Origin of the sequence: Sphingobacterium sp. R2 (genome assembly GCF_040760075.1) — a bacterium.
In the GTDB taxonomy this organism is placed as follows: domain Bacteria; phylum Bacteroidota; class Bacteroidia; order Sphingobacteriales; family Sphingobacteriaceae; genus Sphingobacterium.
Map to the genome: position 1 here is coordinate 4,613,312 of NZ_CP142884.1, position 17,428 is coordinate 4,630,739.

The 17,428-nt window shown below is 41.7% G+C and carries 14 protein-coding genes; 4 read left to right on the forward strand and 10 right to left on the reverse strand.

All coding sequences use genetic code 11. The features are described 5' to 3' along the window. Window positions 1-15: 15 nt before the first annotated feature. Entirely contained in the window at window positions 16-1,095 is a 1,080-nt protein-coding gene (locus tag VXM68_RS19370; RefSeq protein ID WP_294182569.1) for a Glu/Leu/Phe/Val dehydrogenase dimerization domain-containing protein, read from the reverse strand. Between the two features lie 181 nt (window positions 1,096-1,276). Here VXM68_RS19370 and VXM68_RS19375 point away from each other — a divergent pair, with 181 nt between their 5' ends. Then, entirely contained in the window at window positions 1,277-3,058 is a 1,782-nt protein-coding gene (locus tag VXM68_RS19375; RefSeq protein WP_367209741.1) for an ABC transporter ATP-binding protein, read from the forward strand. 94 nt (window positions 3,059-3,152) lie between these two features. Further along, on the forward strand, window positions 3,153-3,497 hold the full coding sequence (locus VXM68_RS19380; RefSeq protein WP_367209742.1) for a hypothetical protein: 345 nt from the start codon (window positions 3,153-3,155) through the stop codon (window positions 3,495-3,497). Between the two features lie 96 nt (window positions 3,498-3,593). Here VXM68_RS19380 and VXM68_RS19385 read toward each other — a convergent pair whose 3' ends face one another. The 6 genes from VXM68_RS19385 to VXM68_RS19410 all read right to left on the reverse strand — a co-directional run bounded on the left by VXM68_RS19385 (window position 3,594) and on the right by VXM68_RS19410 (window position 10,781). Then, the gene (locus tag VXM68_RS19385) at window positions 3,594-4,835 is read right to left on the reverse strand and encodes an MFS transporter (protein ID WP_367209743.1); all 1,242 of its coding nucleotides are present in this window, start codon (window positions 4,833-4,835) and stop codon (window positions 3,594-3,596) included. 214 nt (window positions 4,836-5,049) lie between these two features. Next, the gene (locus VXM68_RS19390; protein WP_367209744.1) at window positions 5,050-6,144 is read right to left on the reverse strand and encodes a dipeptidase; all 1,095 of its coding nucleotides are present in this window, start codon (window positions 6,142-6,144) and stop codon (window positions 5,050-5,052) included. 1 nt (window position 6,145) lies between these two features. Continuing rightward, on the reverse strand, window positions 6,146-7,252 hold the full coding sequence (locus VXM68_RS19395) for a D-TA family PLP-dependent enzyme (protein ID WP_367209745.1): 1,107 nt from the start codon (window positions 7,250-7,252) through the stop codon (window positions 6,146-6,148). 10 nt (window positions 7,253-7,262) lie between these two features. After that, on the reverse strand, window positions 7,263-7,727 hold the full coding sequence (locus VXM68_RS19400; protein ID WP_294182581.1) for a RidA family protein: 465 nt from the start codon (window positions 7,725-7,727) through the stop codon (window positions 7,263-7,265). A gap of 30 nt (window positions 7,728-7,757) precedes the next feature. Then, window positions 7,758-9,086 carry a gluconate:H+ symporter gene (locus tag VXM68_RS19405; protein WP_367209746.1) on the reverse strand — a complete coding sequence of 443 codons (1,329 nt, stop codon included), beginning with the start codon at window positions 9,084-9,086 and terminating at the stop codon, window positions 7,758-7,760. 222 nt (window positions 9,087-9,308) lie between these two features. Then, window positions 9,309-10,781: an aminoacyl-histidine dipeptidase gene (locus VXM68_RS19410; protein ID WP_367209747.1), complete on the reverse strand. Its 1,473-nt coding sequence runs from the start codon at window positions 10,779-10,781 to the stop codon at window positions 9,309-9,311. A 127-nt stretch (window positions 10,782-10,908) separates the two neighbouring features. Between VXM68_RS19410 and VXM68_RS19415 the strand changes: the two genes are divergently transcribed. After that, entirely contained in the window at window positions 10,909-12,393 is a 1,485-nt protein-coding gene (locus tag VXM68_RS19415; protein ID WP_367209748.1) for a glycoside hydrolase family 130 protein, read from the forward strand. On the opposite strand, the gene VXM68_RS19420 is transcribed toward VXM68_RS19415, so the two are convergent. Then, window positions 12,365-14,578, reverse strand: a complete 2,214-nt coding sequence (locus VXM68_RS19420; RefSeq protein ID WP_367209749.1) for a glycosyltransferase family 4 protein — start codon at window positions 14,576-14,578, stop codon at window positions 12,365-12,367. The two genes, VXM68_RS19415 and VXM68_RS19420, sit on opposite strands and share 29 nt — an antisense overlap. Window positions 14,579-14,793: 215 nt before the next feature. Between VXM68_RS19420 and VXM68_RS19425 the strand changes: the two genes are divergently transcribed. Further along, entirely contained in the window at window positions 14,794-15,381 is a 588-nt protein-coding gene (locus tag VXM68_RS19425; RefSeq protein WP_367209750.1) for a sugar O-acetyltransferase, read from the forward strand. Between the two features lie 68 nt (window positions 15,382-15,449). Here the strand turns inward: VXM68_RS19425 and VXM68_RS19430 are convergent, their stop codons facing one another. Both VXM68_RS19430 and VXM68_RS19435 read right to left on the reverse strand, forming a co-directional pair. Beyond that, entirely contained in the window at window positions 15,450-15,851 is a 402-nt protein-coding gene (locus VXM68_RS19430) for a GNAT family N-acetyltransferase (RefSeq protein WP_294182597.1), read from the reverse strand. Continuing rightward, entirely contained in the window at window positions 15,832-17,355 is a 1,524-nt protein-coding gene (locus tag VXM68_RS19435; RefSeq protein WP_367209751.1) for an NAD(P)H-hydrate dehydratase, read from the reverse strand. Before VXM68_RS19435 ends, VXM68_RS19430 begins: the two co-directional genes overlap by 20 nt. Window positions 17,356-17,428 lie beyond the last annotated feature (73 nt).

Sequence of the window (17,428 nt, forward strand, 5' to 3'; positions counted from 1 at the left end):
ATTTTGGGATGAAGACTATCGCTTGATTTTTTTAATATCTTGGATACGCTTCTCCGCGATGCGATTAGCCGCTTCAAAAGTAGAAATATTCTCTTCTTTTGATTTTTTCAATACGTCTCTAGTCGCATTATAAATATTTTTGATCACAAATTCAGTGTGATCTACGCCATAATTTTGAATTTCCGAATAACAGCCAATTAATGCACCGGCGTTGATCAAATAGTCAGGGGCGTATAATATACCTCTTTCATGAAGGATAGAACTTGTAACATGTTCGTCTTTCAATTGATTATTCGCCGAACCGGCAATAATTTTACATTGCATTTTCTGCGCGGATTCTGGATTTACCGTACCACCTAATGCACAGGGAGAATATACGTCAAATTCGTGATCAAATACTTCACCGTAAGGTATTGGCTCAGCTTTGTACTTGGCCGCTACTTTCAACATTTTTTCTTCCGTAATATCGCTGACATATACACGCGCATTCTCTTCACGTAACATTGCAATTAAACGCTCACCAACTCCACCGACGCCATGCACAATAACTTTTTTACCAGCAACATTTTCCGATCCGTACAATTCCTTTAAACAGGCTTTTATACCAAAATAAACACCCTGAGCTGCAAAGATCGAAGGATCACCGACACCACTGCCATGAATTGCTTTTGGTAAACCAGCAACATGGTCAGTTTCGGTATAAATATGTTCTAAATCGCGTTGTGTGGTACCTACATCCAAAGAAGCAATGAAATTACCATTCAATCCTTCAATAAACTGGCCCAAACGCCGCAATAAAACCTCAGATTTGTCCAAACGGCTATTCCCAATAATAACAGCACTTCCACCGCCTAAATTCAATCCAGTGATGGCTGATTTATACGTAATGGCCTTGGATAAACGTAAAGCATCCTCAATAGCTTCTTCTGTACTTTCGTAAGGTAACATACGAACCCCTCCTATCGCTGGCCCTAAGGTTGTATCATGGATCGCAACGATAGCTTTCAAGCCCACTAATTCATCATTACAGAAAAATAAGTTTTGATGGCCAGACTGGCTCATCAATTCAAAAATAGAATTTTGAGATGTTGACATAAAATGTACTACTCTAATTTGTTTTAATTTTTTAAGGTACTTGATGCAAAAGTAGGAAAATTATTCGTTGTGCATAACAACTTTTTTTATCCAAGACTTAACATTTGATTTCCGAATGACAGTAAATTCACTTAAATCGTAAAGCATTTTGATGAATTAGTCCTACTTTTGTATTCGTAATATGAAGGATCTCGCCTACTTAAATAAGTACTTTTATAAATACCGCTGGAAACTGGTTCCAGGGGTTATTTTTGTTATCATCTCCAACTATTTCGGGGTATTGCCTGCAAAGGTAATCCGCGAAGCATTTGATTTGGTACAGGAAAACATCTATCTATACCGTCTATTTGATGGTTTCGACAGACAGGAACTCATCTACAAGGTATTTGGCACCAGCCTCCTGTTTTTTGGTTTCGTCGTCCTCCTACTGTCGCTCTTGCGGGGCATATTTTTATTCTTTATGCGTCAGACGATTATTTTAACCTCGCGCTATATTGAATACGACCTCAAAAATGAGATCTATAATCACTACCAAGATTTAAACTTCGGTTTCTTTCGGAAGAACAATACCGGAGATCTCATGAGCCGAGCCACCGAAGATGTCAATCAGGTACGTAACTACTTAGGCCCCGCCATCATGTATGCGATCAATACGGTAGTTTTATCGATCATGGTCATCTATGCGATGTATAGTGTCAATGGACGCTTGGCTACTTATGCATTGGCGCCAATACCGGTCCTATCGGTTATTATTTTATTTGTCAACAAGATTATTAACAAGCGTAGCTTAAAAATACAGAAACAACTGGCGAAGCTTTCTTCTTTCGTGCAGGAAACTTTTGCAGGTATCCGCGTCATCAAGACCTATACCAGAGAACAAAATAAAATGCAGGAATTTGAGAAGGAAAGTACCATTTACCGCAACACGGCTCTTGATCTCGTCAAAGTACAGGCTGTTTTCTTTCCGCTTATTCTATTGCTTATTGGGCTCAGTACGGTAATCACCATTTATATCGGTGGAATTGAAGTTGCCAAAGGAACAGTAACTGCCGGAAACATCGCTGAGTTTATCATCTATGTCAACCAGTTGACTTTCCCGGCCATGTCTTTGGCTTGGGTTACCTCATTGGTACAACGTGCTGCGGCCTCACAAAAACGCATCAACGAATTCCTTCAAACGGAATCTCCTATTGTTAACGGAACAGCTACCAAAGAACTCGCGGGTGAGATCAGGGTTGATGGAATCTCCTTTACCTATCCCGAAACAGGTATTCAGGCGATTAAAAATATATCGTTCCAAATTCCGATCGGCAAAACACTTGCTATTATCGGAAAAACAGGCTCCGGAAAATCCACGCTGGCCAACTTACTCCTTCGGATGTATGATATCGACAAAGGAAGTATTCATTATGATAGTCTAGAAATTAAAAACCTTGATTTCAAAAGCTTGCGCCAACAAGTTGGATTTGTCCCACAAGATGTTTTCCTATTTTCAGATACCATTGCCAATAATATAGGCTTTGGTTTAGACCACTTTACACAGGAACAAGTGGAACAGGCCGCCAAAGATGCCGCTGTATACGACAATATTATAGCTTTTGAAGATGGATTTGAAACTGCCGTTGGGGAACGTGGTATTACCCTCTCCGGTGGACAAAAACAACGGGTATCCATCGCACGCGCTTTAATTAAGGAACCCAAAGTATTGATTTTTGATGACTGTCTTTCCGCCGTGGATACAAAAACAGAAGAAACAATTCTACGTTCGCTAAGCCGCATCATGAAAGGCAAGACCTGTATTTTTATTGCCCATCGCATCTCGACGATCAAGAATGCAGACCATATATTGGTGATGGATCAAGGCGAAATTGTAGAACAGGGTACACATGCTGAATTGATGGAGAAAAAAGGTGAATATTTTGAACTCCATGAAAAGCAATTACTGGAAAGTGTCGAAGGATAAATAAAATATCCCTGAATTCAGCTAAAGGATAGAAGGGATATCTCTCCTAAATTTGTCTTAAATATTTAAGTCAAACATTTTACAATAAAGGATCATGGAGAGAACCCCTATGAAGAAGGCTACGTCAAATGACGGAAAAACAATTGCTATTATTTCTTACTTAACCATCATCGGCCTTGTTGCAGCCATCATCATGAACAACAAGGAAAAGACTGCTTTAGCGCAATTCCATATCCGACAAAGTATAGGCATTTCAGTAACAGGAATGGCTTTGGGATTGTTACGTTTTATTCCGGGTATTGGCGGAATCGCCATTAGTATTGTTGGATTGCTCCTACTTATTGCTCTTATACTAGGATTAATGTCCGCATTTTCCGGAGAGCGGAAACCACTCCCCTTCATTGGTGAAAAATACCAGGAATGGTTCAATATGATCTAATAGGCATTTTAAAGACATGGAGCACCTTCCCATCATAGATGCTCCATGTTATTGTTTTTTACGGACGTTCTTCCTTCAATTGAACATAGCGCATCTTTAACTGGCTTTCATATCCGGCACCGTTTTATCCTCTTTAAAAAACAGGGCAAATAGCAAAAGACAAAAACCAGAAATACCTGCCGGAATAAACCAAAGATATTCCCAAAATTGAGCAGCATAAGCTGTTTTCAGGTAATCTGAAACAGCACCGGCAACCCAAAATCCGATCAGCATCCCTACACCGTACATCGCGATGGTAATAAGCCCCTGTGCAGAAGCCTTGTATTTTTCACCAGCAATTCGATCGGTGTAGATCTGCCCCACTACGAACATAAAATCATAGCAGATGCCATGCAATAAAATTCCGGATAGCAATAAGAATGACCGTTCCTGTCCGTCGCCGTAGGCAAAAAACAAATAACGGAGTGCCCAGGCCGCAATGCCCAGTAAAATCATCTTTTTATACCCCAAGCGTCTAAAGAAAAATGGAATCAACAACAAGCAGATGGCTTCGGAAAATTGCCCCAATGCCATTTTTGCTGTGGGGTTCGGTATTCCGGCGTTGACCAAAAATGGGTTCGCATTTTGATAATAGAACGAAATGGGAATACAGATGACAATTGCTGTTACAAAAAAAATCAGAAAACTCCGCTGTTTTAAAAGCTTCAATGCATCCAAACCGATTGCCTTTCCAAAATCAAATTTTTCATCCCTGAGTTTCACCTGAGGTGGAGTTTTTGGCAGGGCCAAACTAAAGAATGCCAGTAACAACGAACAAACCGCGCCCATAATAAAGGTATTATGCAGGGCACCTGCCTGTATCGATTCGGGAGCATCCCAACGGAACAAATAACTGATCACTAGTCCCGAACAGATCCAACCGATAGTTCCCCACACGCGTACCCCCGGAAAATACTTCTTCGCGTCTTCAATATGCCGGAATGCGATCCCATTGGATAAGGATAGCGAAGACATGTAAGCCATAAAATAAACAAATACATAGGGATAAAAATGTGTTGCATCGGGTGCCTGCGACATCCCGTAAAGTAGTGCAGCTCCAAGGAGATGTAATGCTGAAAGTACCCGCTCAGCATTAAAATATCTGTCGGCGACAAAACCCACAAAAAAAGGAGCAAATACAGCACCAAGGGATTGTGTTGCAAAAATATTCGCGACCTCCATACCCGAGGCATTGAGCGATTTAATAAGGTATGTTCCCAAAGTAACAAACCAGGCCCCTTTAATAAAATATTCTAAAAACATCATCAGGGACAATTGGAAGCGTAATACTGGTTTCATCTATTAATTGGTGTTGGAGGTGTTTGTTTTGATTTATCTCATCGGTTTTAAATGACCACATAGACACCTTATATTATTGATATTCAAAACAATATAGAGAGACATGATTACTGAAGTAATGCGCTCGTTGTCCTCGAGTGACTATCGATTAATCAGGCTATTGTCTTCGGTTGTCATTGCTCTATACAAGCTCAAATAGAGCTCTATTTTATTCTTATGATTCGGGCAATGCATTTCGCATAAAATTAAGCCAGTTCTTGCTGGCAATCTTTTCAAGATCGGTGTTATTATACCCCCTTTTTGACAGGATGCCAAATACTTTTTGGATATCAGCAATCGTTTCCAGATCATAAGGACACTGTTCACGGCCAAATGCGCCGTCTAAATCGCTGCCCACGCCAACATGATCGACATTTCCTGCCAATTGACAAATATGATCAATATTGTTGGCCATGATATCCATGGAGCAATTGCTTGTTTTAGGATCGGATACACCGCGTACCCAATTCGGTACCATCATCCAAGCATCGAGCGCTACCCCGATCACTGCTTTTTTCTTTACAAGAGCCTTGATCATTTCATCACTGAACTGCCTGTTATGGTCCACAAACTTGCGACAGTTATTATGGCTGGCCCAAATCGCACCCTGATAGCGTTGGACAGCATCCCAAAAAGCATCATCATTCAGGTGTGTCGCGTCCAATATCATCCCCAATCGCTCCATTTCTTCCAATAACCTTGTTCCCTGCTCATTAAGCTTACCCGACGAGTCTGTTCCATTGGCATATCGACCCGGTCCGTAATGTGCTGGCCCAATCGCTCTTAAACCATAGTTATAGGCTGTTTCGAGATAGCTGACATCTACAATAGAATCGGCACCTTCCAGACTCAGCAGGTACCCGATTGGCTTATCGGCATGATCGCCACCATCCGACCAAAGCGCCAAATGTTGGTCCAGATCAGTTTTTGTACAGATCATTTTCATTTGTCCATCGGCTTCCATCGCTTTATACCATGCAAGCTGCCCCTGTGTTTGTGCCCATGCCTGTTCCGGTGAGTACCAGCCTGGTAAAGAGCTCTCGGGTTTTACGAAACGGGCGATTTGTGTCGCAACAACCAAACCAATATGACCACGACGCAATTCGTCAAAAGTGACGGTTGCCTTAGCCCGATCGGGCTTGTCATCCATCCCCTTTTCCCTACGGTTCAGTTCGGTAATCGACAATCGAAGATCCCGATTCCATTCCATGGCGTTCATACTCAAATCCAAATGTGCATCGACCAGAAATGGCATTTCAAATTCGTACATATCAATAATTTATTTTTCTATTTCGCGCATAAACAGTCCAAATTTGATCTGCCTGCCGTTCATTGACAACTTGAAGTTCGCCATAACAAGCTACTGTCGGACAGATATGCCTTGGCACGGCATAAAGGGCATCGCCGATATTAAATTGTGCAGTATTGGAAACTTCAACAACCAAATGCTCTTCACTCTGCATTTTTATTTCGCCTATACGGGGATCGAAAAACTTGACGCGGGGTTGCGGCGATTCACATGCAACTGATTTATACCCCAGGTCCAAACAAAGGTGCTTGTGATCAACAATCGAGACGACACGCGTCAGAAGTACCGCCGCAAGCATAAAATCCTGTTCTTCGTAATTTTCGGCATAGCCGAAATCCCAAAACACAAACGTTCCGGGACTGCATTCTACATCGCTGCGTTCGGCATGAAAAGGGAAACTTGGCGAACCGCCAATAACTTTAGTCAACGGTTTAGAAGTAGACACCTGCGCCATAAGATAGGCGGTTTCGAGTATACTATACGAATGTTGGGATTGCTTTTCGCGAAGTTTATAATCTTTGTCATGAATATGACCGTCATAACCATGCACACCTACCAACTGAATACCTTCCAAAAGATGGATATCCATAACGAGACGCTCAATACCTTCTAAAGCTACTCCTGTACGTCCCATGCCAATATTAACATCAAGATAAACAGCGCTGCGTAAGTCTTTCGACAGACTACGCTTTGAAATCTCCTGTGCTGCATCGACATGATCCACAAGACAGGCAAAATGTGTCTCTGGAAAGGCGGTTACAAGATTAAAAAAACGATCTATCTTTGGCCCTACGGGCTGGTATGCCAGCAAAACATCTTTTGCACCGATAACACCCAATAGTTCAGCTTCTGCAATAGTTGCACACTTAAACTTTGTAATCCCCTTATCCATCATCAGTTGGCATACTTCCCGACACTTGTTCGTTTTGATATGCGGCCGCAATCGATCAGCCCGCCCATGCACAATATGTAAAGCGCGATCTATGTTCTTGACAATGCGATCAGGGTAGACCAGCAAAGCTGGCGAATCGACCTCATCGACATCATGTATATGGCACCAAGTTTCCATACAATTCCGATTAGTATAACTCAAATAATGCTTCGATTTCTACGGGAATATTATCGGGCAAAGAACCAAATCCAACTGCACTACGTGTTCCAATACCATTCTCTTCTCCCCAAACCGCAGCGAATAGCTCACTACAGCCGTTAATTACGCCTGGATGATAAAGAAAATCCGAGGTACAGTTGACCATACCCAATACCTTGATCACACGCTTGATTTTGTTCAATGAGCCCAAGTTGGTTTTAATGGTCGACAACATAGTTAGACCAACTTGTCTCGCCGCAAGTTTGCCTTCTTCAGGACTGATATCACTTCCAATTCGACCGATAATTAATGTAGCATCATCTTGTACAGGACCATGACCAGAAAGATACAGGTACTTGCTGTCAATGACGTATGGTTTATAGACACCTTTAGGTGCCGGTGCTGGTGGTAATGTCAAACCTAATTTTTCGAATTGTTCATCTGCGTTGTACATCTTTAACGATTTTAAAGTTTAAAATAATAGCTAATATAAAATTAATTGCAATAGTAAAACAGCAAGCAGCCCAACAATGGAAACAATCGCCTCCATGATGGACCAGGAAAATAAGGTATCCTTTATGCTAAGCCCAAAGTACTCTTTAAATAGCCAAAATCCGGCATCATTAACATGGGAAAACATCAAACTGCCGGCTCCTATCGCCAACACCATAAGGTTGGGATCCACTTTTCCCCCTGTAACAATCGGTAGCAGCACACCAGCGGCCGTTAAAGCGGCTACTGTGGCCGAGCCGACACAACCTCTGATAACAGCTGTAATTAACCAAGCCAATAGTAGCGGTGAAATCGACAGCTGCTGCAGGGTATTGGCCAATAATAGACTCACACCACTATCCTCCATCACCTGTTTAAAGATTCCCGAGCCAGCAATAATCAGTAGGATCATGGCAATATCTTTCACTGCAGATTCATAGATTTTCATCACATTGGCCATCGATCGCCCCAATTTCAATCCTAATAAATAGGTTGCTACACTGACCGCAATAACCATAACAACGGTGGGGTTGCCGATAAACTTAACTCCCTGCTGCAGCGCTATATTGCTTGTATGATAGCAATAAGGAAGCAATGTAAATAAGACAATGAGCAATACCGGCAGCAAGGCTACAACCAAACTCACGGCCACTGTGGGGCGCAGATACTGCGCTGATTCCGAGTGATCTTTCTCGCGGAAAATTGATTCCTGACTTGCCCGTATATTTTTGAGGCTTCTTCCAAAAATTGGCCCACCCAAAATAATAGCAGGTATGGCGATCAAAATACCATAGATAAGTGTCAGTCCCATATCAGCGTGAAACAGGGCAACTAATGCAACCGGGGAAGGATGTGGCGGAATAAAGCCATGTGTCACAGACAGGGCTGCCAGCATCGGTAATCCGATATATACTGTCGGCAACTTATAGCGGTAGGAAATCGAAAATATCAAGGGGACTAATAAGACAAATCCGATTCCATAAAATAGCGGTATTCCAACGATAAAACCCGTCAACATAAGCCCCCACTGCAAGTATCGCTCTCCCATCAGGCGGACCATTTGCTCAGCAATTATCTCAGCGGCCCCACTTTCAGCAACAATTTTCCCCAACATTGCGCCCAAAACAATGATTAAAGTTAGGCTTCCCATGACGCCTGCAACACCTTTTTCAACTGTACCCACCAACTGTGCCGGTGGAATACCCAAACAAAGTCCGCTGAGTAGGGAAATAACTAAAAAAGCGAGAAAGGCATTGATCTTAAAATAAGTTATGCAAAGGATAAGCAAACAAATGCTGATTACAATGAGGATTATAGTCATTATATCATAATTAGGATTCTCTCAAATGCAGAGATTACATATTATTTTGGTCTAGTAAATCGTTTTTTTCAATTTCAAAGTAAGGATATTTTTTCATTTTTTCTTAAAAAAAGAAAAATTAGTATAAAGCAGAAAGGTATGGTTTATTACCATACCTTTCTTTTTTCATGATCTATTGCCGTATTTTATCAACTATCTGTCAAGGACTAAGGATGCTTTTATTTAACTTTCCTTTTTCGGAATCTCTTTAAGAATTTCGAGGATAAACCTCCAAAACTTCTGCACGGAAGAAATGGAGACGCGCTCTGCTGGCGAATGTGCTCCTAAGATTGTGGGACCAAAGGAAATCATATCCATTCCAGGGTAGTTTGTACCCAAAATACCACACTCAAGTCCAGCGTGACAGGCTACGACTTCTGGCGCTTCACCGTGTTGTACCGTGTAAATGGATTTTAGAACTTCCAAAATTTCAGAATTCGGATTAGGGGCCCATCCGGGGTAATTACCCGAAAAATCAACCTTAAAATTACCGTGTTCGAATGCAGCCTGCAAAGATTGGGCTAAATCAAATTTAGATGTTTCGACAGAAGATCTCGTTAAACATTTGATGGAAACCTTTTCGCCTCCGACTTCAACTTTAGCAATATTATTGGAGGTTTCTACTAGGTCTTCAAAATCGGCACTCACACGGTATACTCCATTCAAGGCTGCATAAACACTGTTGATCAGGTTTTCCTGCACGTTTACTGGAACTACTGTTGCATAAGCAGCATCAGTTTGCTTTACGACAATTTCCATAGCCGGTTCCGTTGTTGCAAATTCCATTTTAATATCCTGCGCCAATTGAGTCAGATTCTGAACAAAGCTGCTTGCCTTATCCTTGACAACAACAACCTTAGCAACGCTTTCTCTCGGAATAGCATTGCGGAGGCTTCCGCCTAAAAGCGACGCAATTCGAAGCCCATACTGCTGATAAGCTTTATAGAGCAAGCGGTTCATCACCTTATTTGCATTCGCGAAACCTTTATGGATATCCATTCCGGAGTGTCCTCCATGCAGTCCTTTCACCGTAAGTTCAAATGATAGCATGTCAAAAGGACAAGGTTCTGCACTATACGACTGTGTTGCCGTTACATCAATCCCCCCTGCACAGCCAATATCAATCTCGCTGTCATTTTCGGTATCTAAATTTAACAGGATTTCGCCCGAAAGCACGCCACCTTTTAATCCTAACGCTCCTGTCATTCCGGTCTCTTCATCAACGGTAAATAAAGCTTCAATAGCTGGGTGCACAATAGCAGATGATTCCAAAATCGACATGATTGTCGCGACGCCAAGACCATTATCCGCGCCCAAAGTGGTGCCGTCTGCTTTTACCCAGTCACCATCCACATACATATTTATACCTTCGGTATCGAAATCAAAAACAGTATCGTTGTTTTTTTGGTGGACCATATCTAAATGCGACTGCAATACAATCGTTTTACGATTTTCCATTCCTTTAGTAGCGGGCTTTTTAATAAGCACATTTCCAATCTCATCTACGCTCGTCGCCAACCCTAGTGATTTTCCAAAGTCTACCATAAAAGCAATTACGCGTGCTTCTTTCTTTGAAGCTCTTGGCACCCCATTTAGCGCAGAGAAATTCCTCCAAATTGCTTTCGGCTCTAACGTATCTAAACTATTTTCAATCATATCTTAAAATTTTCCTAAGCCAAAGGTACTCGATTTTTATCAGATATCCTTTGATTATTGACTGGGAATAAAAACAAAAGACAGGCGCCATTCGTTCTAATAAGGATGTAAACATGAACATAATATTATGCATAAACCAGTACAAGTTGAAAGAAAAGATATTTACTTTAAGCCAGATAAAAAAAGAGTGCTAGCACGTTTCTTTTTTTTAGGAGATGATCGCACAATCAAAGTCATTAAACGCATCTTATCCCTTAAAGAATCGCAGCGGAAAGAAGTCTTTGGGCAGGTCCTGCGGAGCTATACGAAAAGGCATCGGAGTATTGTTCATATCTTTGAACGAAATTTTGACCGGGTAAGCCACTTATTAGCAAAGATTCCTTTTTCAAGAGAGAAACTAAGTCATATTGACAAGTTACTGATTGGCTCTTACTTTACCATGGAGTATTCGATAGAGTCTGCGGCGTTGTTCAATCCGTCCATCATAGAACATCCGGACCAGACAGAATTGTTTAAAGGGGAAAAACGTGTTATTCTAAGTTTCAGGGCCACTGGCGAAGGCCATGTCTCTTCCATTGTTTTTCGCTCGGGCACATTGGATGTTAACAATAATATTCATATTGACTATGTCGGTAGTTTATTGGACAAACCTATTCAGGTCAAAAATCATCGTTATCATAAGGAATCTTTCTTAAAGAAAATGAATGAGCTACATGCCGATCCCACTGAAGTAAAGTCTAAACTGGAGGCAAAACTGACAGATACCTTTACTTACGAGGAATTGAAGCGGTATATTGATGAAGTGCGCCATGATAGCGAGGAAAACCTTGAAAATGTGACATTTTTACAGCAGGCATTCTGGCTCGCTTCCTCGCATTATGAAATGACATTCTCCTGGGACACTTCTATTTCAGAACGCGTGATATTTCCGCTCGCTGACACCGAAAAAAGAGGTATTGAAGATGCCCGGTTTGTGCAGTTCAAAGATGAGAAGGGTGAGAGCGTATATTATGCAACCTATACCGCCTATGACGGATTTAGCATTCTCCCTAAGCTATTGACCACAAAAGATTTTTACCATTTTAAAGTGAAACCTATCTATGGTGAAATCGCCAATAAGGGTGCCGCATTATTTCCACGAAAAATAAACGGACGATATGCCATGCTCTGCCGCATCGACGGTGAGAACAATTATATTGCTTACTCTAATAATATTAATATATGGCAGGAAACGGCAATCCGCATTCAAGAGCCCGAATATCCATACGAATTTGTGCAGATTGGTAATTGCGGGTCGCCAATAGAAACACAATATGGCTGGCTGATCCTTACCCATGCCGTAGGGCCAATGCGTGAGTATGTTTTGGGGGCCTCCCTTTTGGATCTGGATAACCCCCATGTTGAAATTGGTCGCCTACATAGCCCCTTGATGACACCAAATGATGAAGAACGAGAAGGATACGTACCTAACGTCATTTATTCTTGTGGAGCGATTGTACACAATGACTACCTCATTTTACCGTATGCAATGTCTGATTATGAGTCCACTTACGCAACTATCAAACTCGAAGATTTACTACTCGCTATCTTAAACCCTGATCGGTATCTTTAAAAGCACGATATACTTCAATATAAGCTAAATAGAAACACAGGGTGCTTTCAGCCCCTTGGTTTCTATTGATGCCATACGATTCCAAACCATCGCAACAACCCTTGGTCTCCTCGTCATAAAGTCCAAGACGAAGATCATTTTCTCCCAAAAACCAGCGAAACGAGGCAATCATTCGGTTAAAATAGATTTTCTTCTTCGTCAGTTTAAATGCTTCGCGATACATAAATACCATCGCCGTTACATCAAGAGGCTGCTGGCCAAATTTGCTGATATGCTTGCCTTGCTTGGCCCATTCCTGATTTCCAACCAATGAAAGCGTGCCATTTTGTATGGTTATGCTTTCGAGAAATTTGAGTGTAGATAGTCCTAAATGTTTTATTTTATCATCGTTTAAAAATGAACTTGCGGCCAACAACGCATAGGGCAATATCGCATTGTCATAAGTCAATACTGATTCAAACCATTGCCAATGTTCATCAGAACTGGCGTCATATTCCCACACCAACTTACCAATAAGAGTACGCATCAACTCTATCATTACTTCATCGTTGGATTGGTCATGCAAATATTCTGCAATTCCCAATACGGTATATGCTATTGCACGAATGGAGCGCAACTGACTGAAATTTGGCACAGCTCTAAAAAATAATTCGCGTCCCAATTGATAGTAGCTAGTCAATTCAGTTTTACGAAGAAGTACGCCCAAGGCCCATATTGTCCGCCCAAAAGAATCTTCCGAACCAACTTCATCGAGAAAATTATGCTGGAAATCCATAAAATTATGAAATAGTCCATCTTCGCGCTGGTGATAATAGATATAACTGAGGTAAGTGGAGATACGACGATCTAACTTCTTATCAGCAAAATCATCTTGAGCCAATAAGGTGAGTAGAAGTGCTCTGGCATTATCGTCGATGCAGTAGCCTTCTTTGTAGTTTGGCAGTGAATACGTTGCATGCTGCAAGATACCGACTTGATTAGTAAGTCGATCAATATGCTTCCAACTGAATTTGGGCATTTCATCTTTTGTAAAGGCTACATTTTCTTTCAGGCTGTCGGAGGTTGGAATGATTCTTTCCAAAACCCGCGTATAACGAAGGCCTATATTTTTCCAGTTTAACTCTCTTCCGAACGCGCTCGCATTTTCTCGCAATGTGGTGCGATAATCTAAATTTGAGAACAGATTTTTAAGCACTTCAGCCATTCCGGCTGAATTTTTAAATTCAACCAGTACCCCTCTTCCATCGGCAAGCAATTCCTTGGCATGCCAATAAGGAGTAGACACTACCGCTGCTCCCGCTCCGATGGCATACGATAATGTCCCACTGGTAATTTGCGCCTCGTTAATATAAGGAGTGACATAGACGTCGCAGGCGCATAGATACTCGACAAGATCGGACTGGCTGACGAAGGAATTAACAAATCGGACATGTTCCTCCAAATGGTAGGCTTCTACTAGACTGCCGAGATACTCCCGATATTCCTCCCCCGAATGCGCCAATACATTCGGGTGTGTTTTACCAACGATGAGGTATACTAGATCAGGCTCATTTTTGACCACTTCGGGTAGAGATTCAATCACCATTTCAATACCTTTATTTCGTCCCAAAAAACCAAAAGTTAACAGAACCTTCTTCCCTGACAGGCCTTTTTTAAACTTTGCAAGTTCATGATCCAAGGTAAATTCTGGCACTCCGTGATGTATTAATACAACTTTTGTCGTATTGACCCTATAAATATTTTTGAGTAATGTTATCGCATAATTGCTCATCACAGTAACAATCGAAGCCCGCTTAACAATTTCAATAAGAATAGCTTTCTCATCGACATTCGGCTTTTCCAGGATGGTGTGAAAATTAACCAGTAATGGAATATGCAGTGCATTGATCAAGGATAAGATATACATCCCGCTATTACCACCAAAGATACCGTACTCGTGCTCCAATATCACACAATCGTAACCGTTTTCATTAATATAGTTGGCCGCTTCGATATACGACAGCTGAGCATGTTGGTTGATTTGGAAAACAACTTCATTGGGATATACATAATCCCGGTCCGCAACAGCAAAAACATGTTGTGTCAATTCCTCATTATGCAGCGAAACAGCCTGCAACAAATCTGATGTAAAGGTGGCAATACCACATTCTTTCGGTAAATAGGTACTTATATAAGCGATCTTCATTGAAATAATAATTATTGGATAAAGCCCAGAACTAGGCTGAAGCAGATGTGTGCTACATTATTTAAATGCTTTTCGGACGAAAATTGTTTTGTCACATCGGGAGGAATTCAAAGAAAAGGTACTTGGGGGGGTGAATCCCCTATGAACGGTCGTTAGATTAGTATTGTATTTAATCATCAATTTGTCTATGTTTGCCAACTAAAAGGAAGTACTGAATGAAATCACCAAAAGAAAAAATGATTGCCGGCCTTCCCTATCTTGATTCGGATGGACAGTTATTTAAAGATAGGCAATACGCCAAAGAAGAGCTTAAGCGATTTAACGATTCGGAACCTAAACAAATCAAATTTAGAAAACAGATTATTCAGAAACTATTTAACGCAACAGGACATCGTTTTTTTCTTGAGCCTCCATTTCGTTGTGACTACGGCTATAACATTACTATTGGCGAAAACTTTTACAGCAATTATAGTTGCACTATTTTAGACTGTGCTCCAGTTACTATCGGCGATAATGTACTGTTTGGACCCAATGTGAGCCTATTCACCGCCGGTCACCCCCTTCATTTTGAAGCAAGAAATCAAGGCTGGGAATTTGCGCTGCCAATCGTTATTGAAGATAACGTATGGATAGGTGGGCATGTTGTTGTCAATCCCGGCGTCCGGATTGGAAGAAATACGGTGATTGGCTCTGGATCAGTCGTTACTAAAGATATTCCATCAAACGTCATAGCGGCTGGCAATCCTTGCCGGATCCTTCGCCCGATAACTGAATCGGATCGAATCGACTACGTCGAAAGTTAGTAAAGCCACACATGCTGGATGAACCAGGAGCACCCTATTATTGTATTTACTGACCTTGGCGAATAAAATTACCTTAGCGCTAATGAATAGGTGACGGTGGTATCCTTTTGCTTTACCGCATCAAAACCGTTCTTTTTCCAAAAGTGCTGTTGATCAAGAAGGGCTTCGGCTAGCACAACTTTACCATTAAATGTACCTATAAATCGTCTAGCGTAGCCTAATAATGCCGTGCCTATCCCCTGCATTCTAACATGTGGGGCAACGGCAAGAAAATGGATGTTGTAGTTATCGCCGAGAGAAATCAGGCTGAGAACACCAACGACATCATTTCCATCGTAGGCTGCAAAATGCGTGGCTTCAAAATCGCCATCTAGCATTACTTCACCAAGCTTCCCCTCGGGAGAAAAGACTTCTTTTCGCAGTTTCCAAGTTCGGGCAGCAAAGACTTGCTCAATGTACCAATCCATCATACTCCTGTTCTAATCCAATCAGTGCACTGGAAAGATAGTTGATTGTGTCGGAAGGCAACAAGGAATAGACTCCAATCTTCTCTACCGCAATATCTGCTGCACGCCCATGGATATATACACCCATAATTAGAGCTTGTTTGGATGAATACCCCTGTCCTAGAAGCGCTGCGATGATACCTGTCAGGATATCGCCACTGCCACCCGTCGCCATCCCAACATTCCCTGTACTGTTGAAATAGAGTGCCCCATCGTTCATGACCATCATGCTATTGGCCCCTTTAACCAGCATATAAAATTGGTGTTTGACGGCGAAAGCTTTTACTTTTTCCATCTTTTCGAAATCATCCTTCCAAGGACCCAATATTCGACTAAGCTCTTTTGGATGTGGAGTCAATATACTGTCTGCCGGTACAAATGCCCATAGATCAGGATCTCGAGCAAGAATATTCAATGCATCGGCATCTAATACCAACGGGGTATTACTTTTAGTGAAAATAAATACCTTTAAGGCATCAATAGTATATTGCGTTGTACCCATGCCAATACCCATACCAATAGATTGATAACTCGTGATGTTGGGGATTTGGGTAATAAAATCCGTTTCAGTATCTGTCAAGATCATTGCTTCGGGCACAGCAGTCTGTAAGATCGTATGGCCACAAGCGGGCACATATGCTGTGGCTAAACCGCATCCGGCGCGAAGGGCTGCTCGTAACGCAAGCTGCACAGCTCCCATTTTACCCTTACTCCCGCCAATAATCAACGTATGACCAAATGTCCCTTTATGATCAAATTTCCGTCGCTTTCGATAAAAAGAAGCGACAAGGAGCTGATCAACATAAAAGAGATCAGTTTCTGTTTCGTCAATGGCCAGCCGACTGAGATTGATATCCAACACCTTAAAGTCTTTGACATACCATTGGTTTTCCGGCAGTAGCAAGGCGAGCTTGGGCGCCTGAAAGGTAAACACAAAGTCTGCCCTAACAACTAGAGCATCAGGCGGCGTATTTTTATCCGCAAGAAGCCCAGAAGGCATATCCACTGAGTATATTCTTGCACCGCATCCATTTATACTCGAAATAATACCATTCCATTCTGCTGTGAGGACTGTATTTAACCCATAACCAAACAGGCAATCCAGTACGATTGCATTGGAAGGAATATCCACTTGCTCTTCGGGATTGATCTTTTGGATTACTTGGTTGGACAAACGCTTTTGATTAGCAAGATTGTCAGCGGAATACTCCTCCACATCGACGATGTAGACCTTTACCATTGCCTGCTCTTGATTCAATAAGCGAGCAAGAACCAGGCCATCACCACCATTATTCCCTTTGCCACAAAAAATGTAAAATGTTTCACGCTCCATCCGGGAATGAAGTCTTTTAACTTCCTCAAAAACAACAGTTGCAGCACGCTCCATAAGATCCAGGCTGTTGACACCTTGATCCTTTAATGTTTCGCCATCGATGCTCCTCATTTGCTGAGCGGATAGTATCTTCATCGTTCTTCTTATTTTTATTGAAAGTAACTAATCCTGAGATCAAATAAAAATATCAGTATACTTTTTGGCTAAG

Coding starts and splice junctions, on each gene's coding strand:
- VXM68_RS19370 (WP_294182569.1), bottom strand. CDS start 1,095: ATGTCAACATCTCAAAATTCTATTTTTGAATTGATGAGCCAGTCTGGC.
- VXM68_RS19375 (WP_367209741.1), top strand. CDS start 1,277: ATGAAGGATCTCGCCTACTTAAATAAGTACTTTTATAAATACCGCTGG.
- VXM68_RS19380 (WP_367209742.1), top strand. CDS start 3,153: ATGGAGAGAACCCCTATGAAGAAGGCTACGTCAAATGACGGAAAAACA.
- VXM68_RS19385 (WP_367209743.1), bottom strand. CDS start 4,835: ATGAAACCAGTATTACGCTTCCAATTGTCCCTGATGATGTTTTTAGAA.
- VXM68_RS19390 (WP_367209744.1), bottom strand. CDS start 6,144: ATGTACGAATTTGAAATGCCATTTCTGGTCGATGCACATTTGGATTTG.
- VXM68_RS19395 (WP_367209745.1), bottom strand. CDS start 7,252: ATGGAAACTTGGTGCCATATACATGATGTCGATGAGGTCGATTCGCCA.
- VXM68_RS19400 (WP_294182581.1), bottom strand. CDS start 7,727: ATGTACAACGCAGATGAACAATTCGAAAAATTAGGTTTGACATTACCA.
- VXM68_RS19405 (WP_367209746.1), bottom strand. CDS start 9,086: ATGACTATAATCCTCATTGTAATCAGCATTTGTTTGCTTATCCTTTGC.
- VXM68_RS19410 (WP_367209747.1), bottom strand. CDS start 10,781: ATGATTGAAAATAGTTTAGATACGTTAGAGCCGAAAGCAATTTGGAGG.
- VXM68_RS19415 (WP_367209748.1), top strand. CDS start 10,909: ATGCATAAACCAGTACAAGTTGAAAGAAAAGATATTTACTTTAAGCCA.
- VXM68_RS19420 (WP_367209749.1), bottom strand. CDS start 14,578: ATGAAGATCGCTTATATAAGTACCTATTTACCGAAAGAATGTGGTATT.
- VXM68_RS19425 (WP_367209750.1), top strand. CDS start 14,794: ATGAAATCACCAAAAGAAAAAATGATTGCCGGCCTTCCCTATCTTGAT.
- VXM68_RS19430 (WP_294182597.1), bottom strand. CDS start 15,851: ATGATGGATTGGTACATTGAGCAAGTCTTTGCTGCCCGAACTTGGAAA.
- VXM68_RS19435 (WP_367209751.1), bottom strand. CDS start 17,355: ATGAAGATACTATCCGCTCAGCAAATGAGGAGCATCGATGGCGAAACA.